This window comes from Pseudomonas sp. LFS074, from assembly GCF_047978165.1.
In the GTDB taxonomy this organism is placed as follows: Bacteria; Pseudomonadota; Gammaproteobacteria; order Pseudomonadales; family Pseudomonadaceae; genus Aquipseudomonas; species Aquipseudomonas putida_P.
The window spans coordinates 3,407,005-3,428,083 of sequence record NZ_JBFPFV010000001.1; the positions used below are offsets into that span (position 1 = coordinate 3,407,005).

The 21,079-nt window shown below is 58.9% G+C and carries 17 protein-coding genes and 3 pseudogenes; 12 read left to right on the forward strand and 8 right to left on the reverse strand.

Features of this window, described 5'->3' with window-relative positions; translation table 11 throughout:
* Window positions 1–125: 125 nt before the first annotated feature.
* Complete coding sequence (locus tag ACNQP3_RS15590; protein ID WP_264316172.1) at window positions 126–1,049, reverse strand: carbon-nitrogen hydrolase family protein; 924 nt, start codon at window positions 1,047–1,049, stop codon at window positions 126–128.
* A 265-nt stretch (window positions 1,050–1,314) separates the two neighbouring features.
* Here ACNQP3_RS15590 and mrdA point away from each other — a divergent pair, with 265 nt between their 5' ends.
* The 3 genes and pseudogenes from mrdA to ACNQP3_RS15605 form a co-directional block, all read left to right on the forward strand.
* The gene (gene mrdA, locus ACNQP3_RS15595; protein ID WP_264316173.1) at window positions 1,315–3,243 is read left to right on the forward strand and encodes a penicillin-binding protein 2; all 1,929 of its coding nucleotides are present in this window, start codon (window positions 1,315–1,317) and stop codon (window positions 3,241–3,243) included.
* Between the two features lie 43 nt (window positions 3,244–3,286).
* Window positions 3,287–5,629 carry a penicillin-binding protein 1A gene (locus ACNQP3_RS15600; protein ID WP_264316174.1) on the forward strand — a complete coding sequence of 781 codons (2,343 nt, stop codon included), beginning with the start codon at window positions 3,287–3,289 and terminating at the stop codon, window positions 5,627–5,629.
* 199 nt (window positions 5,630–5,828) lie between these two features.
* Window positions 5,829–6,053, forward strand: a pseudogene (locus ACNQP3_RS15605) (LysR family transcriptional regulator); the annotation flags it as partial.
* Between the two features lie 46 nt (window positions 6,054–6,099).
* Here the strand turns inward: ACNQP3_RS15605 and ACNQP3_RS15610 are convergent.
* A pseudogene (locus tag ACNQP3_RS15610) lies at window positions 6,100–6,222 on the reverse strand (MgtC/SapB family protein); the annotation flags it as partial.
* Between the two features lie 585 nt (window positions 6,223–6,807).
* Between ACNQP3_RS15610 and ACNQP3_RS15615 the strand changes: the two are divergent.
* Entirely contained in the window at window positions 6,808–7,041 is a 234-nt protein-coding gene (locus ACNQP3_RS15615; RefSeq protein ID WP_264316175.1) for a hypothetical protein, read from the forward strand.
* 47 nt (window positions 7,042–7,088) lie between these two features.
* Here ACNQP3_RS15615 and ACNQP3_RS15620 read toward each other — a convergent pair whose 3' ends face one another.
* Window positions 7,089–8,060 (reverse strand): hypothetical protein, encoded by a 972-nt coding sequence (locus tag ACNQP3_RS15620; protein WP_264316176.1) that lies wholly within the window; start codon window positions 8,058–8,060, stop codon window positions 7,089–7,091.
* A gap of 317 nt (window positions 8,061–8,377) precedes the next feature.
* Here ACNQP3_RS15620 and ACNQP3_RS15625 point away from each other — a divergent pair, with 317 nt between their 5' ends.
* From ACNQP3_RS15625 to ACNQP3_RS15635, 3 genes are all read left to right on the forward strand, one after another.
* The gene (locus ACNQP3_RS15625; RefSeq protein ID WP_060492523.1) at window positions 8,378–9,541 is read left to right on the forward strand and encodes an aromatic ring-hydroxylating oxygenase subunit alpha; all 1,164 of its coding nucleotides are present in this window, start codon (window positions 8,378–8,380) and stop codon (window positions 9,539–9,541) included.
* Between the two features lie 22 nt (window positions 9,542–9,563).
* Window positions 9,564–11,225: a choline dehydrogenase gene (locus ACNQP3_RS15630; protein ID WP_060492522.1), complete on the forward strand. Its 1,662-nt coding sequence runs from the start codon at window positions 9,564–9,566 to the stop codon at window positions 11,223–11,225.
* A 111-nt stretch (window positions 11,226–11,336) separates the two neighbouring features.
* Window positions 11,337–12,386 carry a GlxA family transcriptional regulator gene (locus tag ACNQP3_RS15635; protein WP_049773300.1) on the forward strand — a complete coding sequence of 350 codons (1,050 nt, stop codon included), beginning with the start codon at window positions 11,337–11,339 and terminating at the stop codon, window positions 12,384–12,386.
* A gap of 71 nt (window positions 12,387–12,457) precedes the next feature.
* On the opposite strand, the gene ACNQP3_RS15640 is transcribed toward ACNQP3_RS15635, so the two are convergent.
* Together ACNQP3_RS15640 and ACNQP3_RS15645 are read right to left on the reverse strand one after the other, a co-directional pair.
* Window positions 12,458–13,405, reverse strand: coding sequence for a choline ABC transporter substrate-binding protein (locus tag ACNQP3_RS15640; RefSeq protein ID WP_060492521.1), 948 nt, complete (start codon window positions 13,403–13,405; stop codon window positions 12,458–12,460).
* Window positions 13,406–13,460: 55 nt separating this feature from the next.
* Complete coding sequence (locus ACNQP3_RS15645; protein WP_060492520.1) at window positions 13,461–14,210, reverse strand: class II aldolase and adducin N-terminal domain-containing protein; 750 nt, start codon at window positions 14,208–14,210, stop codon at window positions 13,461–13,463.
* Window positions 14,211–14,412: 202 nt separating this feature from the next.
* Between ACNQP3_RS15645 and ACNQP3_RS15650 the strand changes: the two genes are divergently transcribed.
* On the forward strand, window positions 14,413–15,882 hold the full coding sequence (locus ACNQP3_RS15650; RefSeq protein ID WP_012272646.1) for an aldehyde dehydrogenase family protein: 1,470 nt from the start codon (window positions 14,413–14,415) through the stop codon (window positions 15,880–15,882).
* An 8-nt stretch (window positions 15,883–15,890) separates the two neighbouring features.
* On the opposite strand, the pseudogene ACNQP3_RS15655 reads toward ACNQP3_RS15650, so the two are convergent.
* Window positions 15,891–16,255, reverse strand: a pseudogene (locus tag ACNQP3_RS15655) (EamA family transporter); the annotation flags it as partial.
* A gap of 283 nt (window positions 16,256–16,538) precedes the next feature.
* On the opposite strand from ACNQP3_RS15655, the gene ACNQP3_RS15660 reads away from it, so the two are divergent.
* The 3 genes from ACNQP3_RS15660 to ACNQP3_RS15670 all read left to right on the forward strand — a co-directional run bounded on the left by ACNQP3_RS15660 (window position 16,539) and on the right by ACNQP3_RS15670 (window position 18,162).
* The gene (locus tag ACNQP3_RS15660; protein WP_012272648.1) at window positions 16,539–17,132 is read left to right on the forward strand and encodes a GNAT family N-acetyltransferase; all 594 of its coding nucleotides are present in this window, start codon (window positions 16,539–16,541) and stop codon (window positions 17,130–17,132) included.
* Entirely contained in the window at window positions 17,129–17,488 is a 360-nt protein-coding gene (locus ACNQP3_RS15665) for a cupin domain-containing protein (RefSeq protein ID WP_012272649.1), read from the forward strand. Before ACNQP3_RS15660 ends, ACNQP3_RS15665 begins: the two co-directional genes overlap by 4 nt.
* A 266-nt stretch (window positions 17,489–17,754) precedes the next feature.
* The gene (locus ACNQP3_RS15670) at window positions 17,755–18,162 is read left to right on the forward strand and encodes an ACT domain-containing protein (protein WP_264316177.1); all 408 of its coding nucleotides are present in this window, start codon (window positions 17,755–17,757) and stop codon (window positions 18,160–18,162) included.
* Between the two features lie 276 nt (window positions 18,163–18,438).
* Here the strand turns inward: ACNQP3_RS15670 and ACNQP3_RS15675 are convergent, their stop codons facing one another.
* On the reverse strand, window positions 18,439–19,314 hold the full coding sequence (locus ACNQP3_RS15675; protein ID WP_264316178.1) for a hypothetical protein: 876 nt from the start codon (window positions 19,312–19,314) through the stop codon (window positions 18,439–18,441).
* A 443-nt stretch (window positions 19,315–19,757) separates the two neighbouring features.
* Between ACNQP3_RS15675 and ACNQP3_RS15680 the strand changes: the two genes are divergently transcribed.
* Entirely contained in the window at window positions 19,758–19,997 is a 240-nt protein-coding gene (locus ACNQP3_RS15680) for a hypothetical protein (protein WP_264316179.1), read from the forward strand.
* 172 nt (window positions 19,998–20,169) lie between these two features.
* On the opposite strand, the gene ACNQP3_RS15685 is transcribed toward ACNQP3_RS15680, so the two are convergent.
* Window positions 20,170–21,078, reverse strand: a complete 909-nt coding sequence (locus tag ACNQP3_RS15685) for a LysR substrate-binding domain-containing protein (RefSeq protein ID WP_264316180.1) — start codon at window positions 21,076–21,078, stop codon at window positions 20,170–20,172.
* Window position 21,079: the final 1 nt, after the last annotated feature.

Genomic DNA, 21,079 nt, shown 5'->3' on the forward strand with positions numbered 1-21,079 from the left:
TCTTATTGATCCAGGGCTACGTGAAACACAGGTATTGCAAGACGACATCAAATAACCGATGCACGCCAGACTGAACAAACGCCTGGCATCAGGAAGATGCCAGGGCAGGTAAAGACAGCGTTACGTTATCGCTGAAACTTCACCGAGGCTTTCGCCCGCTCATCAACTATCAAGGTGAAGACATCAGGGCGTGAATAATGGCCGACCACATCAAAGTCATAACGCGCCTTAACCAGATCCGCCGAGTCGATCTGGGCCACCAGCAAGCCAGAGCCGTGCTTCAATGGGCCCGCGATGACCTCGCCCATGGGGCCGATGATGACGCTGTTACCCTGCATCAGTAGACGGTCGTCATCCCAGTGCGGCAGGCTCACCCCCAAGTCGCGCGGTGACGGCTGGTACTGGCAGGCACTGACCACGAAGCACCGCCCCTCATGAGCGATATGGCGCATGGATATCTGCCAGTTATCGCGCTCATCCACCGTCGGCGCACACCAGACCTCGATGCCTTTGGCGTACATCGCCGTGCGCAGCAGTGGCATGTGGTTTTCCCAACAGATCGCTGCCCCGATCTTGCCCACTGGGGTATCGATCACGGGAATAGTAGAGCCATCGCCCTGGCCCCAGATCAGGCGCTCGCTGCCGGTGGGCATCAGCTTGCGGTGGTTCGCCACCAGGCCTTCTTCCGGTGAGAAGAACAGCGCAGAGCAGAACAGGGAACTGCCAGCGCGTTCGATGACGCCAACCACCAATTGCGCGCCGGTACGTTGGGCCAAGCCTTCGAGCTCCGCTGTTTCAGCACCGGGAACATCAATGGCATTGGCAAAATAATGCCGAAAGGCTTCTCGGCCTTCAGGCAGGCGATATCCCATATACGTACCAAAGATTTCGCCCTTGGGGTAACCGCCCAACAAAGCTTCCGGCATCACCACCAGCTGGGCGCCGGCCTCCTTTATTTCAGACTCGTAGGCAAGAATCGCCTCCAGGGTTTTCTGTTTGCCGTCCGGGTGCGAACCCATTTGCAGTGCAGCAACAGTAGAAATAGTCATACGTTGTTATTCTCAGGTGATGGAAGGTTGATGAATACTCCTCCCCGCCTCGATATAGAGCAACGCGCAAAAAAGCACATCTGATATCAACTTATTTTATATCATGCCGCACTTTTCGCTCGGATTTCAACACCAACTGAAACATCACGACATCAATTGAAATTATATCAGATATTTAAAAAACCCCATTGCCGTATAATTCATTGACCGTAAAATAATCGAAATCCGAGGAAGCGAGAGCTGATTAAGCGGTAATGGTTTATTGATGACATACCCCACCCACCTATCGGACCGGGAAGCCAGTAACAGAATTGTAAGAACCCGCATTATCGCCAGCGCCCTTCTGGTACTGGCCTTGACAATTGCATTGGTCTGCCGATTGTTCTTCTTGCAAGTCACTCAACATGATCTACACGTTGCTGTTGCAGAAAAGAACCGCATCCATATCCGGCCACTGCCTGCCGCACGGGGCATTATCTATGACCGGAACAAAGTGGTGCTGGCCGACAATATTCCTATCTTCAACTTGTCTATCCTCCGCGAAAGCGCAGGCAATGTGCAGGCGGTCGTCAAAAAGCTCGGCCAGGTCCTTGCGCTGAACACCGAGCAAATGAACAAGATGGACAGGGCTCTGCATCGCCCGCGCAGAGCCTTCGAGCCCGTCATCCTGATGTCGGACCTCACTGAAACACAAATTGCACGGGTCGCGGTGAACCAATTTCAGTTACCAGGCGTGGAGGTTCAAGCGCAGTTCTCCAGGGTTTATCCGTTGGGTGAGCACTTTGCGCACTCGGTCGGTTATGTGGGGCGCATCAACGAAAAAGAGTTCAAGCACCTCGATCACGCTAAGTACCTGCGCACGCAACTGATCGGAAAAACCGGCATCGAGCGGTTTTATGAGAATGTTCTGCATGGCGAGATGGGTTTCGAAACAGTAGAAACCAATGCTCAAGGCAAGGTCATGCGTGTGCTGGGCCGTCACAACCCCGTGCCGGGCCAGGACATCGTGCTGACGCTCGATGTGGCACTGCAGGCCGCTGCCGAGCAGGCATTGGGAGACCGGCGTGGCGCGTTGGTTGCACTGGCCCCCGACACAGGGGAAGTCTTGGCCATGGTCAGCCGGCCAAGCTTCGACCCCAACCCGTTCGTCAAAGGCATCACGGCCCGCGACTATGCGACCTTGCGCGACTCAGCCGATATGCCGCTGTTCAACCGCGTGCTTCGCGGGCTCTACCCGCCTGGTTCAACGATCAAACCCATGGTCGTGGTTGCAGGTCTGGACAGTGGCGTGATTACCCCAAGCCAACGGGTATTCGACCGTGGCTACTACGAACTGCCCAATTACAATCACAAGTACCGCAACTGGAATCGGGCGGGAGACGGCTGGGTCGACATGTACGACGCCATCATGCGCTCCAATGACACCTACTTCTACGACTTGGCGCACAAGCTAGGTATTGAACGGTTGGACACCTACCTCAGTGAGTTTGGCCTCGGGCAGAAGATCTCAATTGATCTGTTCGAAGAGTCCCCTGGGCTGATGCCATCCCCCGCATGGAAACGCGCAACCCGCCGTCAAGCATGGTACCCCGGCGAAACGCTGATACTGGGCATCGGACAGGGCTATATGCAGATGACGCCCCTGCAAATGGCGCAGGCCACCAGCCTGATTGCCAGCAAAGGCATCTGGCACCGCCCACATCTGGCGCGCTCAATTGGAGGCGAGAAGCCAGGCGATCCCCATCCGTTTCCCAATATCACCCTCAAGGATCCGAGGGTCTGGGACGAGGTTGTAAAGAGCATGGAAATGGTCATGCACAACCCTCGAGGAGTCGGGCGCCGGGCGGCCCAAGGTGCGCACTATCGAATAGCCGGAAAGAGCGGGACAGCACAGGTCATCGCGATCAAGCAGGGTGAACGATACAACCGCAACAAGACCCAGGAACGCCACCGGGACAACGCGCTTTTTGTCGGCTTTGCCCCCGCGCAACGTCCGGCCATCGTGGTCGCGGTCATGATTGAAAACGGAGAAGCCGGGGCCAGAGTGGCGGGGCCGGTGGTGCGCAAGGTCATGGACGCCTGGCTATTGGATGCGAACGGGCAACTTAAGCCGAAATTTACCGTCCCGAATACCCTGCAAAACGCCTCGATACCCAATGCGATAGGTGCCGACGCACGCACTGGAATCCTCTGAAGCCTGTACACGGGAATCGAACATTGTATATAAGGAGCGATGCATGCGGCTTTTAAAAGCCCTTGGCTGGTGTACGTTGGCAATCACCAGCGTGATACTGCTGGGCGCAAGCAGTACGTATCTTTACCTCAGCCCACAGTTGCCCGATGTAGCAACCCTCAAGGACGTGCAACTGCAAGAGCCACTGCAAGTAGTGAGCGCCGACGGAAGACTGATCGCCGAATTTGGAGAAATACGTCGAATCCCCCTGCCCTACTCGCAGATTCCCAGCGACTTCCTGGCCGCTTTCATGGCCGCAGAAGATGCCAACTTCTACCACCACCCTGGCGTCGACCCTACAGGCCTGATGCGTGCGGCTTTAGCCTTGGTCATGAGCGGCCATGTACGCTCCGGGGGAAGCACCATCACCATGCAGGTGGCAAAGAACTTCTTCTTGAGTAAAGAACGGACATTCTCTCGCAAACTGACCGAGATACTGCTGGCCTTGAAAATAGAACGGGCCTTATCAAAAGATGAAATTTTCAACCTGTACGTCAACAAGATCTACCTGGGCAAGCGGGCTTATGGCATCGCTGCAGCCGCTCAGATCTATTACGGAAAGCCGGTATCGCAACTGACGCTGGCACAGACCGCAATGATCGCGGGTTTGCCAAAGGCACCCTCACGGTTCAACCCCATCAACAACCCCACAAGGGCCAAGCAGCGCCGAGACTGGATTCTGGGCCGGATGCTCGCGCTGGGTAGCATCGATGACGCTCGTTACCACGCAGCGCTGGAAGAGCCCATCACAGCCCGCTATCACGCGCCTGAAACCGAAGTCCTTGCGCCTTACATCGCTGAAATGGCCAGGGCGCAGATGTTCGATCGTTTCGGGGATCAAGCCTACACGCAAGGCTTTCGCGTGGTGACAACCGTCTCCAGCAAGTTGCAGCAGGCCGCTAACGATGCGTTACAAAATGGTTTGAAAACCTATGACAAGCGCCATGGCTATCGCGGCCCCGAAGGCCATTTCCCAGGCAACCTGAGCCAGGCATGGCTGGAAGGATTGAAAGCGTATCCCGTGCTTGGGGGGTTGAAAGCCGTAGCCGTCACTAAGGTCTTCGACAACCGCATCATGGTGGTCGACCAGACCGGTCAGCAACGCCCAGTCGCTTGGCAGACCATGGCATGGGCGCGCCCATTCATTAACCACAGTGCATTAGGGCCACAACCCCTGCGGCCTGCAGACGTGGTCAGGCCAGGCGACGTCATCAGGGTTGATCAGGAAGACTCCCAGACGCTCAGTTTTAGCCAGGTACCCAAGGTTCAGGGTGCGCTGGTTTCGGTAGCTCCGCAAAATGGCGCGATCCAGGCTCTTGTCGGTGGCTTCGATTTTCACCAGAGCGGTTTCAACCGTGTGGTGCAAGCCAAGCGGCAACCGGGCTCTAGCTTCAAACCTTTCATTTATTGTGCGGCGCTCGACAACGGATACACACCGGCAAGCATCGTCAATGACGCCCCTATCGTGTTGGGCAGCGACTACTCAGGGCCGGCATGGCGCCCACAGAACGAAAACCGCACGTTTCTTGGTCCCATTCGCCTACGTGAAGCGCTCTATCGCTCCAGGAATATGATCTCGATACGCCTTCTGCAGGCCATGGGGATCGACCCGACCATCGACTACATCACGCGTTTCGGATTCGATCCCAAAGACATGCCGCATAACCTCTCCCTCGCCTTGGGCACAGCTTCCGTGACGCCTATGGAAGTTGTCGGCGGCTGGAGTGTCCTCGCCAATGGCGGCTACAAGGTCACGCCGTTCTTCATTGACAGGATCGAAGACCGCATAGGCCGGGTTGTCTTCCAGGCTGCCCCCCGCACTGCGCCCAGCGAACAGAATCCAACGCCAGAATCCGTCGCTGAACAGGTGGTAGACAGCCGTACGACTTACTTACTCACAAGCATGCTCCAGGATGTCATCAAACGCGGCACCGGTCGTGCCGCTTCAGCTATGCATCGCCCAGACATCGCGGGGAAAACGGGTACCACGAACGAAGCCAAGGACTCCTGGTTCACGGGCTACAATGGCAATTACGTGACGAGCGTCTGGGCAGGATTCGATCAGCCGCAGAGCCTGGGGCGGAGGGAATGGGGGGTAACCATTGCCCTACCTATCTGGATGGACTTCATGAAGGAGGCACTTGCAGGGACAGCCCCTTACTCGCAGCCTGAGCCCGACGGGATCATAACCCGGCTCATTAATACCGATGACGGTACGGCGGCAACTGCGCACGGGCCGAAGACGGCCTTGGAGGTTTTCAAAGTTGAGAATTCACCGGAAGTGCACTCGATCGGTGTCGACTCTTCTGCGAACGCCGGAGACCAAATCCCACAGGATCTGTTCTGATAGAAGCCACTGAAATGTGGTAGCGAAAATAGAAACTGCCGATGAACCTCGACCTAGGATGAGTCTGGGGCCAAACAACACGCATCAATCAAGGATAGCTACCATCTGGAGCGGCTTAACTTGGCCAGTTTGTTTTCAGGAGAGATCGTTGGGTAGATCGAAAATCGTAGGCGCTTTGCTGCGCATGCCACTTCAAGTAATGAATTACGTGCTAGCGGTGGCAGAACAAGGTTCTGTCTCATCAGCCGCTCTCTGCGTCAATCTGACCGCCTCTGCTTTGGGACGGCAAATTCACCAACTGGAGCATGAGTACCCCATGACCTCAGAGTTCCTTCGAAATTATCGAGAGGTTTTCACTGACCCAGAGTCGGCCTATTCCACGTCTATGCTTAGAGACATCGAGCGTGGTGAAAAAACCGAAGGTGAACACATTCTGGGCTATGTTTTACGAGAGGCCATTACCTACGGCATTCGAAGCCCAGTACCGCGCCCAGTACGGCAGCCATCAACAGGCGTACGAGGATTCGCACGATCCCGCGCTCATCGCCAATGTCGGCGAACTCGGCCTGGATTGTTTGCCAGATCAGATCCATGGACGGGGTCCGGGCCGTTTACACGTTCGGCCTCTGCTGGCGCGTACGCGGATAGGCGTTTTCATGATCTCGATGGGCATGGCCGGGTCTTCCGGAGGCAGTTACAGTGTGTGACTGCGAGCTTGCTGCATCGAACGCTCAAATGGTCACCGTGCAGTATTCGTGGGCAAACCTCTTGTTCGTCTCTGCAATTAACGGTCAGCATCAAGTAGCGCGGGTCGCCGTAGATGTTCTCGACGCGTGCTGTGTGTCCTTAAGGCGTTCGGACCAAATTGACGGAAATCCGCAGCCGCTTCAGTCGACTCCATGTCCCACCACTGGTCGCAAATAGCGAACGGCTGGTTATGCTGACCACTCTCCTATTCTGAGCGCCGCAGAACGCATCCAGGCTGTCGTAGCTTAGTGTCCTATTCCGTCGCTCGCTGTCCCGCCCGCTTCTCGTACGAGCCTTGCTAAATGCTCGACGGATATCGCGCGGTTATAAAAGGTCAGATGACGCCGACATTCCCGCCGGCGTCACCCGAGCAGCGTTGAACCAAGAGTCGAGAGGCTCTGCTGCCTGTGGCCGCTGGCCAGGAGCGTACTATGAACTTCGAAGAACACGACAAGTACGGTATGTACAAGGGACGGCGACAGCGGTCACCATTCTCGATCGTGCATCCTGCTGGGGGTATCGCGGGTATTTTTGGGGGTACATTTCTGCTTTTTGAAGCCAGAAATGCCGTTCCAGAGGCCTTTCCAAAAGTTCTTCGGGGATCCGGACAGTCTCTAGGCATCGTCGGGCGGGTTGTTCATCTAATCATTTCTGCCGCCTCATAGATCATGGAGATCTATTCATTTCCATTGCGTAGATTGCCAAGTTGAGTTCAGACCTCACTCCGACGCTTTTCAAAACGCTGCCAGAAAGTCGGCAGCTCACTCCTAGGCTGCTGAAGGCTTGACCAGACCTCTAGCAGCCGTGATACCGCAATCCTTCGCACATCGACCACCAAGCCAGCCTGAAGCAGCTCATCTCGGCTTGCAAAGAGCGCTTGGCCTAGATCGGCCTCAAGCTCAATCTGCGTGAACGTTACATCGAAAAAGCGTTCGTGCGTCTCTTGAAATTTGTCCTTGTAACGAACCCTCACCAGAAGCACCAGATTGTCATTCAATGCTAGGGCTCCGGGCAGAGCATTGGCACCTGCAAAACGCTTCACCACCTCATCCATGCCATCTGGTGCTTCATCGACCGAATAGAGCTCGCCCGTATAGGCGCCAACCCAGGTAACTAAGGAGTAATAATTTTCAAGGGGAATATATGCGACGGGTAAATCACGGCACTTCTTCTTGTCGTATTCCCTGGCCAGATCAATAGTGCACATTCCGCTGATCACAAGAAAGGGCGCTTGGGTGACCTGCAGTTCTGTCAGCTCCTCACCCGTGTTTTCGATCACCAAGCGCCGAACGTAACTGGACTCGTGTTCATAGCCCTGACGCCAGACCTTCAACGCAGGTTGCTGCAGGCGCTTTTGCAGATTCAGCGTCTGGGTGTCGCCACGTCGCTTGTTTAGCTCGAGGATGCACTTCACATAGGTTTCGTAATTGTCGTTGGTTGACAAAATCCCCGCATCGACCGCTGACGCCTGGATTTTCGAACGTTGAGAAGCCGAAAGCTCACCACCTGATTTTTCGGCCTCACTACGAATGATCAGACCCACCTGATTGTCGATGCCAAGTCCGCCTCCACACAGACCAATGTCTCGACTATCCGGCTTAGCGTCAGACAGGGTGTCGACCGCGTTGTATTTGCCACACCCCCCCAGTAGGGCAGCGGTCAAAATCAAATAGATATATCTCATGTTCCCTCAATTTGATCAGCAGATGGGCGCCCCGATCTAGTCGTGACCGCGCCTAGTCTGCATGCAATACCATGCAATATCAAAGTGCCACCAACAAGACACCCCCCAGTTCTCATGGCCAGGCTGGCGGCAAAGCTCACGTTTCCATATCTGCTCCGACAGCACTGCAAGGTGTCCGTCCTCTCGAAGCCTCGACACCGCGCACATCGGCGTATGTTGTCGCTTTCCATCAAGAGCAGCCCCTCACCCTCCCCTAGATTAACTCCCGAGCGAGCCCCTGATCGAACCCCAGGGGCAGTGTCTGGAGGAGACCAGCCATGCAATCCGTCGAGCAGTTCAAACACAGCACTTCCATTGCAGATTGGGCCGAGCAGCGCCCGGAACACGCCTTCACCTTGCCCTCGCGGTACTTTTTCGACGAGCAGATCTTCGCTGCCGAACGCGACCGTATCTTCATGAGTGCCTGGCACCTGGCCGGCCATCGCAACGAGTTCGCCGAGCCTGGTCAGTTCGTGGTGTGCGACATGTTCGACCAGAGCGTGGTGGTGGCCTGTGGCAACGATGGCAAGATCAATGCCTTCCACAATGTCTGCCAGCACCGTGGCAATCGCCTGCTGGATGTGCGTCGTGGTAACGACACCCGAGTGCTGCGCTGCGCCTACCACTCCTGGTGCTACGAAATGGACGGCAGCCTGCGCAGTGCGCCACGCAGCGAACGGCTGATAGCCTTCGACAAGCAGCAATTCAACATTCCCAAGGTCCGCGTCGAAGAACTCGGCGGTTTCGTCTACTTCAACTTCGACGCAGACGCGCCGTCGCTGGCGGAGCTGTTCCCAGGTGCCGACGAAGAAATGCGCGCGGTCTTTCCCGACCTTGGCAAGATGCGCCTGATCGAAGAGCAGGACGTGATCGTACCGGCCAACTGGAAGGTGATCATGGACAACTCCATCGAGGGGTACCATTTCAAGTTGTCCGGGCCCTGCCATATCGACCTGGCCAAGCTGATCGACTTCAAGGGCTACCGCCTGACCAAGCGCGACAACTGGTGGACGTACATCGCACCGGCCAACCAGCAGGCCGAGGAAGCCTACGGCGTCAAGCTGAGCGGGCCACGCAACCCCGATGAGCGCTTCTTCAACATCGGGCTGTGGCCGAACAACACCTTCTATACCTTCCCCTTCTCGGCGTTTCTCGGCACGTTCATCATGATCCCGCTGGACGCAGAGCGCTCACTGCTGCGTTTTGGCTACTACAGCCCCCACGAGCAGGTCCCGGAGGTTTCCCACGCCTGCATGAAGTGGATGAACGAGGACCTCGGCCCCGAGGACATCGAGCTCAACATCAGCGTGCAGAAAGGCCTGCGTTCGCTCGGCTACGACCAGGGCCGCTACATGATCGACGCCGAGCGCAGCAACGAAAGCGAGCATTTGGTGCATCACTTCCACAAGCTGGTGTTCGACGGCATCGGCGCAGGCCGCTGACCACTGTCATGGGGGAGCCTTTATGCTCGGGCATGAATACGACTATGTGATCATTGGTGCCGGCTCGGCCGGCTGCGTGCTGGCCAAGCGCTTGGGAGAGAACCCGGCCCTGCGCATCCTGGTGCTGGAGTCCGGCCCGCCGGACGCCAGCTGGACCATCGACATGCCCTCGGCAGTGGGCATCGTGGTAGGCGGCACCCGCTTCAACTGGAGCTACACCAGCGAACCGGAGCCGGGCCTGGACGGCCGACGCATCGGCACACCACGCGGGCGCACCCTGGGCGGCTCGTCGTCGATCAACGGCATGGTCTACATTCGTGGCCATGCCCGCGACTACGACGGCTGGGCTGCACAAGGCTGCGAAGGCTGGAGCTATCGGGAGGTGCTGCCCTACTTCATGCGGGCGCAAAACCATCGGGACGGCGCCAACACCTACCGCGGCGCAACCGGGCTGCTTCACGTCACACCAGGCGATACCTCGCCGCCACTGTGCCAGGCCTTCATCGAGGCCGGCCAGCAAGCCGGCTATGGCGTGAGCAGCGACCTCAATGGCCACCGCCAGGAAGGCTTTGGCCCGGTCGACCGCACCACCCGCGACGGCAAGCGCTGGAGCACCGCGCGCGGCTACCTGGCTGAAGCACTCAAAGGCGGCAACGTCACCATCGCCACCTCGGCGCTGAGCCGGCGGATTCTCTTCGACGGCGAACAAGCCTACGGGGTGGAGTTCGAAATGGACGGCGTGGTGCACCAGGTGCGTGTGCGCCAAGAGGTGCTACTGAGTGCTGGCGCCATCAACTCACCGCAACTGCTGATGCTTTCTGGCGTCGGCCCGGCCCAGCATCTGCGGCGCCTGGGCATCCCCCTGGTACGCGACCTGCCGGGAGTAGGCCAGCGCCTGAACGATCACCCCGATACCGTCGTTCAGTATCGCTGCAAGCAGCCGGTGTCGCTCTACCCCTGGACGCGTGCACCAGGCAAATGGCTGATCGGCGCGCGCTGGTTCGCCAGCCACGATGGCCTGGCGGCGAGCAACCATTTCGAGGCGGGCGCGTTCATTCGCTCGCGGGCCGGGGTGGAGTTTCCCGACTTGCAACTGACGTTCATGCCGCTGGCGGTCCAGCCAGGCAGCGTAGACCTGGTGCCCGAGCACGCCTTCCAGGTGCACATCGACCTGATGCGCCCCACCAGCCTGGGCAGCGTCAGCCTGGTCAGCACCGATCCGCACCTGGCGCCGCGCATCCTCTTCAACTACCTGACCACCGAGCGCGACCGCGCCGACATGCGTGCAGGCGCCCGCCTGGTACGCGAGATCCTCGCCCAGCCGGCCATGCGCGCCTATGCCGGTGACGAGCTGGTACCCGGTGCCGACCAGGTGAGCGATGCGCAGCTCGACGCTTGGGCGCGACGCATCACCGAGACTGGCTACCACGCCAGCGGCACCTGCAAGATGGGCCCGCCCAGCGACCCCGAAGCAGTGGTCGACCCACAATTGCGCGTGCACGGTCTGCGCGGGCTGCGGGTGGTCGATGCCTCGATCATGCCGCAGATCGTCAGCGGCAACACCAACGCGCCCACGGTGATGATCGCCGAGAAGGCCAGCGACCTGATCCGTGGCCTCACCGCGCTTACCGCAAGCGATGCACCTGTGTGGGTTCACCCACGCTGGCGCGAATGCCAGCGTTGAGGGGTACTTGCCAAAGCCGGCCCACTGCGCTTGCATAGGCGCAGCGGGCCTTTCCTGTGAACGAGGTGCCGGCCAATGCAGCCGGCGCCCATTGCCGAGCCTGGTGCAACCATGAAACGATCCGAAACCCTTGACCTTCAGTGGCAGGGCCCTGCCAGCCCTCCGCTGCGCATCGGCATCCTGTTGCTGCCTTCGTTTTCCAACTTCGGCCTGGCCTCGCTGATCGAGCCGCTTTCGATCGCCAACTGGCTGGCCCAGTGCAACCTGTTCCAGTGGACCCTGCTCTCGGTAGACGGCCAGCCGGTGCCCGCCAGCAACGGCCTGCTCGCCGGTGCCCAGGCGGGCATCGGCGAGCACAGCGAATTCGATGCCTGCGTGGTGATCGCCAGCTTCGATGTGCACCGCCACGCGCGCAACCCGGCCCTCAAGGCCTGGATCAAGCGCCAGGCGGCCTTCGGCGCAGTCATGGTAGGGATCGAAACCGGCACCGAGCTGCTGGCTGCGGCAGGTGTGCTCGACGGCCACCCGGCCGCCGTCCATTGGGACAACCTGCAAGGTTTCCAGGAAAGCTACCCTAGGGTGCAAGCCTGCGCGCAGCTCTACTCGTTGGGCCGCAAGCGCCTGACCTGCGCAGGCGCCACTGCCGTGCTGGACATGGTGCTCAGCTGGCTGGACCGGCTGGCCGGTGGCAACCTGGCACGCGAAGTGGCCATGCACATGCTCATCGAGCAGGTACGCGAGCCGCAGGTCCAGCAAGCCGAAGGCTATCGCCGCAACCTGCATGCCCAGGCCGGCAAGATGGGGCGGGCCATCGAGTTGATGGAACAGCACCTGGAAGAACCGCTGAGCTGCGAGGCCATCGCCGAGCGTGTGGCACTGTCGCGTCGCCAACTGGAGCGCCAGTTCATGCAGCACACCGGCCTTACGCCGCTGAAGTACTACCTCAGCCTGCGCCTGGCACGCGCCCACAACCTGTTGCAGCAAACCCGCATGAGCGTTGCCCAGGTTGCAGCCAGTGCAGGTTTCGGCTCGCTGGAACACTTCTCCCGCGCCTACCGCGCCAAATTCGGCTGTGCACCGAGCAACGACCGTTCGCAGAGTTTGAGCGCCCCGGTCATGCGCCAGCCGTTGGGGCATGACCGGCAACCGTTGGCGATCTGATCTCGGTGCATTGCGCGGGCTTGCACAGATGCATCGCCGCCCTGGGGCGCAAAGCGCCCCAGGGCCATAGGTTAAAGCCCAAGGTAACTGCGCACCGCCGATGCCCCTGGCTGGCCATCGAACGTCGTCACCCCCGCCAGCCAGTTCTCCAGCACCTGTGGGTTGCGCTTGAGCCACTCCCGTGATGCCAGCGCAGGCTTTTGTTTGTCGTTGAGAATGGCCCCCATGATCTGGCTTTCCATCCCCAGCTCAAACGCCATCCGAGACAATAACGCACCTACGTTCGGGCATTCCTGGCCGAAGCCTTTGCGCGTATGGGTGTCGACCACTGCAGCCCCGTAGTTCGGGCCGAACTCAGCGTCGCCACCACTCAGATAACGCATCGACAGCTGGCTGTTCATTGGGTGCGGCTCCCACCCCAGGAACACGATCGGCTTTTTCGAGCGCACCGCCCGGCGTACTTCCACCAGCATGCCGGCCTCGCTTGAGTCGACCAGGCGGAAACCCTTGAGGCCATAGCTGTCCTTGTCGATCAGGCCCTGGATGATCTGGTTGCCATCATTGCCGGCCTCGATGCCGTAGATGCGCCCTTGCAACTCGTCCTTGAACCGGGCGATGTCCTCGAAGCGCTTGAGCCCGGCCTCGTAGGCATAGTCCGGCACGGCCAGGGTGTATTTGGCACCGGTCAGGTTGGTGCGTACCCGCTCGACGCTGCCTTTTTCCAGAAAAGGCGTGGAAATTGCCGCCATCGACGGCATCCAGGCGCCAAGGTAGACGTCGATGCTCTTCATTTCCATGGCCTGGTACGCCATCGGGATCGACAGCATCTGGGTCTTGGTCTTGTAACCCAGGCCTTGCAAGACGGTAGTCGCGAGCCCAGTGGTGGCGGCGATGTCAGCCCAGCCGACCTCCGCGAAGTTGACTGTCTGGCAGGCAGCGGGGTCACTGGCCTGGGCGGTGGCGATGGACGCGACGAGCAGCGATGCGGCAAGCACGGGCACTGAGGTTTTCTTTGGCATGCGAGCGACTCCAGAACGGTTCAGGGTGGGCGTGACAATGCACGGGCGTATGCACTCAGCTGCGATAGTCCGGCTCCTGCTCATCGAGGATTTCCTGCAGCGCAGCGAAATGGCGGGCGGCGAAATCCGGATAATCAAGCCATTGCCGGGCTGTCTTGCGCGCCACGGCATCGCTGGCGATACGCAGAGGGCGGCCGCTGGCAAGCGCGGTGAGGTAAAGCTCGCAGGCCCGCTCGAAGTAGTAGAGGTCGTCGAAGGCCTGGGCCACGCTTGGGGCCGCCACCAGCACACCGTGGTTGCCCATCAGCAGAATCGGCTTGTCGCCCAACTGGCGGCTTACCCGCTCGGCTTCATCCCCCAGCCCCATGCCGTCGAACCCCTCGTCGATGGCCACGCGCTCGAAGAAGCGCATGGCGTTCTGCTCGATCGGTGGCAGGCGCGAGTCGGCCAAACAGGCCAAGGCGGTGGCGTACTTCGAATGCACATGCAGGATGCAGCGCGCATGCGGATGCCGCCGGTGCAAGGCGCCATGCAGGGCCCAGGCAGTGATGTCCGGCGCCCCGGGGCGCTGCAACGCCGAGGGGTCGTCGGCATCGAGCAGCAGCAAGTCGCTGGCGCGGATCCTGGAAAAATGCCGGCCATAGGGATTGATCAGAAAACGCCGGCCATCCTCGGAAACAGCCAGGCTGAAATGGTTGGCAATCGCCTCGTGCATCCCTAGGCGGGCGGTCCAGCGAAATGCGCAGGCGAGCTCGACGCGGGCCTGGGCATGGGCGTCTAGAACAGCGATGGATGAGTTGTGCATGGCAGCTCCTCGGGCGGCAGGCGCGCCCCTCGGGGGCGCGTTCATACCCTTCGAGTCTAGGGATGGCGACGCTTTTGACTTGATGCGATGCGACCTGCCTTGTCGCGAACGAGCGCAGCACTGGCCTGTCGTATTTCGTCAAGTTCGCACCCTGCTGCCTGTCTATGGTGTGCCCATACATAGGCAAGCCAGGAGACTCAGTGTGTCCCATCAATCGCTATTCATCGCAGGGCAATGGCGTGAGCCACACAGCGGCCGCTATCGGGAAATCCTCAACCCCGCCAACGAGTCCTTGCTGGCCTTGGCGCCAGAAGCCGGCGCCCAGGATGTCGACGCCGCGATCGACGCCGCCCGTCACGCCTTCGACCACGGCCCTTGGCCGCAGTTGCCACCGAGTGAGCGCAGCGCCTGGCTGCTGCGCATCGCGGCAGCCATCGAAGCCGATGCCGCGCAACTGGCGCGCCTGGAAACCCTCAACACCGGCAAGACCCTGTGCGAGAGCGAGGCCGATATGGCCTGCGTGGTGGCCACCTTCCGCTACTACGCAGGGCTGCTTGAAGCGCGCACCGATCGCGCTCACCCGCATGCCCCCGACCACGTCATCAGCGTCACACGCCATGAGCCGGTAGGTGTCTGCGCGTTGATCGTGCCGTGGAACTACCCTCTGCTGCAAACCGCCTGGAAGCTCGCCCCCGCCTTGGCTGCGGGCAACACGGTGATTCTCAAGCCCAGCGAACTGACGCCGCTAAGTGCCTTGCACCTGACGGCTTTGCTGGCCGCCCTGGCGCTGCCAGCCGGGGTGTTCAACCTGGTCTGCGGCGATGGCACCGTAGGCCACCACATGGCGCTCAGCGACCGGGTGGACATGGTGTCGTTCACCGGTGGCGCCCAAGCCGGTGCCAAGGTGATGCAGGCCGCCAGTGGCAACTTCAAGCGCCTGGCGCTGGAGCTCGGTGGCAAAAACCCAAATATCGTGTTTGCTGATGCCGACCTCGACGTGGCCCTGGACCAGGCGCTCAACGCCGTGTTCTTCAACGCAGGGCAGGTGTGCTCGGCCGGCTCGCGCCTGCTGTTGCAAGCCTCCGTGCATGATCGCTTCGTCGCGCGCCTGGTCGAACGCATCGACGCTATTGTTCTCGGCGATGGCTTCGACAGCCGCACGCGTATGGGGCCTCTGATATCGGCGGCCCAGCGGAATCGCGTGCTGTCGCTGATCCAGGCGGCACAAGGCGAAGGCGCTCGCCTGCGCGCCGGCGGCCAGCGCCCCACGGATGCGCACCTGGAAAAGGGGTTCTGGTTACGCCCTACCCTGCTCAGTGACGTGCAGGCCGACATGCGCATTGCTCGCGAAGAAATTTTCGGCCCGGTAATCACCGTCGAACGCTTCACCGACGAGGCACATGCCGTGCGGTTGGCCAACGATACGCCCTATGGCCTGGCGGCCGGGGTCTGGACCGGCGACCTGGGCTGCGCCAATCGCATGGCCCGGCGGCTGCGGGTTGGGACACTGTGGGTGAACGATTACAACCTGGCATTTCCCCAGGCGCCCTGGGGTGGTTTCAAGGCCAGCGGCATCGGCCGCGAGCTATCGGCGACGGGCCTGGAGGAATTCAGTGAACTCAAACACGTGCTACTCAATTGCGAGCCTCGGGCGTTGAACTGGTTCACATGACGACTTCTGGCGAACAGTGGCTCCGTAAGCTCCAACGCTTGGACGTGGGATGGCTTAAGGTACTCGATGGCCTTGGTGGTGCAGAATAAACCGAGGATTGTCGGCAGCGTAGCCAGCGCCAGCAGCGGCGACAACTCGCCGATCACGAAACGTTCGGCGGCAGCCGGCATCAGCAGATACAGGCTGCCAAAGAGCAACAACAGCCGGGTGAAGTGCAGCCCTCCCGATACCTCCATACGTTTCATGGCAACCGAAAAGGCCCCATAGCCGGTGCCGGCAATGGAGGTGAGCGCAGCACCTTGCAGGCTAAAACCGGCTGCAGGTCGCCACCGAAGATTACCGAAATTCCAGCGATAGCCAGTGCGGCTCCTAGACGCCCCCACTAGGAGGCAAACCCGCGCTGAATCCTGCCATCCCGCCATGGAAGTACACGTTGCCCTGCTTCTCGCCTCACCACCTCCGGCAACTGATCGATCGATTTCCCAGGCTTGAGCCATTAGACGGCCACGAGCCTTTGATCGTGGGATAGCGTCGCACACCATGCTGACGGTGTTCGCCCAGAGCATGATGGGAACCGTTAAACCCGCCTACCCTGCCACCCTGTCAAAGGCGTAATCCTTGAAAACGAACTACCCGATCCCATGGGAGCACCGTACATGTCTATCGAATTCAGACCCGCTCAAGCCGCGGACGCGCACGATATTGCGCGCTTCTTTCAACTGACATCGGAGGGCATGGCCGATTACATATGGAGCAAGCTTGCCGTGCCAGGAGAAGCATTGCTGAGTGTCGGTGCGTCTCGCTATGCCAGGGAACAGGGTGACTTTTCCTACAAGAACTGCTTGATGGCCACTTTCGAAGGGCGCGTCATCGGCATGATGCATAGCTATGCCTTGCGCGAGACCCCTGACAGGCCTGTCGAGACAGACCCGGTCCTCGCGCCTTATTCCGACATGGAAATACCCGCCACCTTATACATATCCAGCCTGGCGTTAGATGAGGCCTGGCGCAGCCAGGGGCTGGGCGTCCAGTTTCTTCGCCACGCCCAGCAGCGCGCCGACGACGCTGGCCTGGATGGGCTATGCCTGATCGATTATGCAGAAAACCACGGTGCACGCCGCTTCTATGAACGTCACGGTTTTCAAATTGTTAAAACCTGCCAGATCGTTCCGCACCCCATGCTGAGCGTAACCGGCGAAGCCTATTTGATGTATCGCCCTACCCACAACGTGCTCGAGAAAAAACCATGAACAAGAAACTGACCGTGTTCCGCGAACTGGATATCCAACCGGTGCGCGACCTGCCTTTTTTTGAAGAGGTCGTGGAAGGCACCCCTCATACGCTGACGTCCAAGTACTATCACGATGAACAGCAAGGTCGCATTTCTGGAGAATGGGAAGCCAGCACCGGAGCGTGGCGCATCGACTACAAAGTTTGGGAGTTCTGCCATGTCCTGAGTGGATGCTGCGTCATTGAACTTGAAGGTTGCGCCCCCCTCACACTGGCCGCTGGGGACACGTTCATTATCGAGCCGGGCGCCAAGGGGAAATGGACCGTGCTGGAAGATATGAAAAAGAACTTCGTGATCCTCTTGCCCACGAACTAGGCACGGGGTTGCGTTTCATCGAGCGCAGCGCAAGGACAGTTTGCATGCTTGCCTACTGGCGGCGCTCGAATGCTCTACACAGGAGGCTACAACAGCCCTCTACTGCATGGCGCCACTCGCGTCTGGCAGACCTGGTCTAGCCTGGTGAACGAAAGGTGACTTGGGCGGGATCTTGCATAAGTAGAACTAATCGATAATGAGTAGAATTGATTAAACTAATGACCCGCTGAAATGCACACTACTGCCTTTCAAGCGGGAGTAACCCTATGTCAGGCGAAAAATCCATCTCAGCCCTGCTCCGCGGCATGAGCCCAGTCCTCAATGAAGGCGACTTTGTATTCTGCACAGTGCCGGACGCGTCCGCGCTTCTGGGTACCGATGTACTTGGTACATTCCGCGAAAAAGAAGGCTTCACTGTCATCATTGAGCGCGAACGCGCTGATGCACTGGGCCTTGAGTACAATTTTGTGGCGGCTTGGATCACGCTCACGATCCACTCAGCGCTTGATGCGGTGGGTTTGACGGCCGCATTCGCGACCGCACTCGGAAAGGCTGGCATCAGTTGCAACGTGATCGCCGCGTTCTACCATGATCACATTTTCGTGGCCAAGGATGATGCCGCTAAAGCCATCGATGTCCTCCAAGCTTTATCTCGCGCAGGCGAATCCAGTTAGCCCCCCTAGCCAAGATGCTTCAAGTCTGCCTATTGGCGAAATGTGCCAATGGTGAGCGCCCGCCTTGGATCGAAGGCAGACGGTCGCGAGTGGCCGCAATCGACCCTAAGCGGACATCCACATGCGTGTCGGCTGGAATGTGTGCCAGTCTCTGACGCGAGCGCGCGGTCTGGTTATACGTCGACCTATTGACTGGCCCCAGCGCCGCTAATGTCGAACTGCATCAAAAGGGTAGTCCCCCATATGATAAGTCAAGGTTTTCGAACAGTAGCGTTCCTACCAGTCCTCAGGCAGATCCAGCCCAAGTTTAGCGAGCTCTTCCTTCAGCTTATCCAGCTGCCGTTCTGCTTCCGCCATACGCTCCTGCTCGCTTCCCTCATAGTTAGTGTGCAGCCAAGCCGATGGGATAGGGAGCATGCCCACTGTTATGGAGGTTCTGTCGCTCTGGATGTGCTGATGAATTCGTCGAATGGTCGGGAACTGACCGCGCTCAGGAACGCCCGTACCTTCCACTTTGCTGAGCATCAAGCGCATTGCGGGCGACTTATACAGCCGCAGTTGCAGCGACATCGAACGCCCTACGTTGCGCGGGATACCATTCAACGACCAAAATGTGTCCAGTGCAGACATGACGCCCGCAACACAAGTCGCCACACGAACAGGTGCGGGCTCATATCGGGTACTTCCGGTCTCGAAATACGTCGTTCCTAATAGGCCGATTGCCGCGCCAATCGCCTCCACGCGCGCACCCGTCTCCTTCCCGCCGGGCAACCCGGTCACCATGTCTTGTATCCTGTCGCCAATCGTCATTGCCACCATGGCTACCTTAGTGCCGAAGAAGTCTGCCCATACTTCAAGAGCCTTGGTGTCTTGGTTGGACTCATCTCGAAATCCGCCATGCACGTTGAGTAGGTGTGCTGTCTCGTGGCCCAGAACCAGGAGTATAAACATCATCCTCTCTAGGCTGTCGACCTCACATTCCGCGAGGTCAGTGCTGATCAGGATGCCTCCACTGTCTGCACTGCCTCTATATGCTGTGCGCGTGCCTTGCACAGAGATATTCATTACAAAGCCTGCCGTAGGGTAGAAGAACCCCTCTATGTCAGACTTGAATGCGTCAATTACGTCTCTTCCCTTTAGCACTTCTTCCATCCTCTAGTTATTTCCCCAATCTAAAAATCGACCGTACATGTTGAGATTTGAAGATGCTTCTTTGGCGTAAGTCTGCTTGATCGGGCTCATTACTGCGAGTTGTTGGTGCTTGTCAGCTAAAATGAATTCGGTTCCCCAGATGGAGTTGCAACCCGAGTTGCCGCGCTCCATGGCGAGCGAGAAGCATTTCTTGCTCACGAGATACAATCAGGCTTGGACGGTCTCCATGGCTTCTGCGTGGATATCCGCTTCTGGACGAAAGCTGCCCTCTATGAGCGGCAGCTTTGGGTCGACAGCGACCGCCCGCACCGGCGGCTTAGACCTGTAGTTGATCGCCGCGAATGTCTGAAGCAGCAAAGGTGGGCTTGAGCTTTGCCTGTGCTCGCTCAGGCCTATAAGCTGCAACTAGGAGTACGGATTACTTTTCCGCTAGGGGCTAACCATTGTCTACAGACCCGCTATGTCTCGTTTTCGTACCGGCGCTTGTTGTACTGTTAAAGGCGGCAGAGGATCGTAAAGGCTCAGTACTCAGCGAGCGTGAGGTGCTTGAAATTCGTGATCATGCAACCGCGACGGCAGTGCCGTTCAGTGTCGCCTTCGCGATGGAGAAAGAGCGGGGTTATAGAGACATCGTCCCAGAGGAGTGCTGGAAGGAGTGGCAGCGAGTACGCACATCCTTCTGATCACCATTGCTCACACAGCTCGGGGTCAGAAAAATGACTAGGCCCTGCTTCTGCACAGTTTGCTATGGGGCGAATGCAGCCCGTCGCGAATGACCGCTTCCGACCCAAAGCGGTCGTTCAGCGAGCACTACGATACCAGCACCCGCAATGTGCTCAAGTATGAGCGCCTGATTCATGACGTGCGCGTTGTACTTTGGAATTCATTTACCAGAAAGTCGATCAACTTGCGCACCGCTGGCATCAGACCGCGTCGCGACGGAAACAGGGCTACGATCTCAAATTTTTGCGGACTCCAGCGCTCCAATACATGAACCAGCCGTCCGCTAGCCAGATCGGCACGTACCAATTCTTCTGGCAACACCACCACCCCGACCCCAGCCAACGCGCCCTCGTGTAGTACGGCCAAGTCGTCCGACACCAGTCGGGGCCGGAAGCGAATAGATGTTGCGATGCCGTCCGGCCCGTCCAGGTCCCAAGTGTACTCCTGAGCACTGATCCCCCAGCCAAGGCTCGGGAGCTCGAAGAGGTCCGCTGGCAACAGCGGATGAACGAGACCGGCGAGCAAGTGTGGCGTGGCCACCAGACACTGGCGGCTCTCGGCGAGCGTGCGCATCACCAGTTCGCTGCTTTCAAGCGGACGATGATGCAAGCTCAGGACCAAGTCGAAGCCCTCACCGATGACATCCACCCGTCGGTTAAAGCTCTTGACCACCAACTCCACCACCGGGCATTCAGCGATGAAGCGTGCCAACATCGGTGCCAAATGCGTATCTAACAGTGATGTATTGCATGCCAGACGAATGACTCCACTGGGTAGCCCCCTGCTGCGCTCGACTGCATCTTCTGCGGCCAAAGCTCGGTCCATCATCGAGACGCAGTGCTTGTAATATTCAAGCCCCAGTTCGGTGACCGTGAACTGACGAGTGGAGCGCTGAATCAGTCGCACCCCCAACCGCTCTTCGAGCTTGCTTACACGCCGACTCAAACGCGATTTTGGCAGGCCAAGTATCCTACCCGCCGAAGCAAAGCCCCCGTGTTCGACAACCTTGGTATAAAGATACAAATCATTCAGATCGAACATG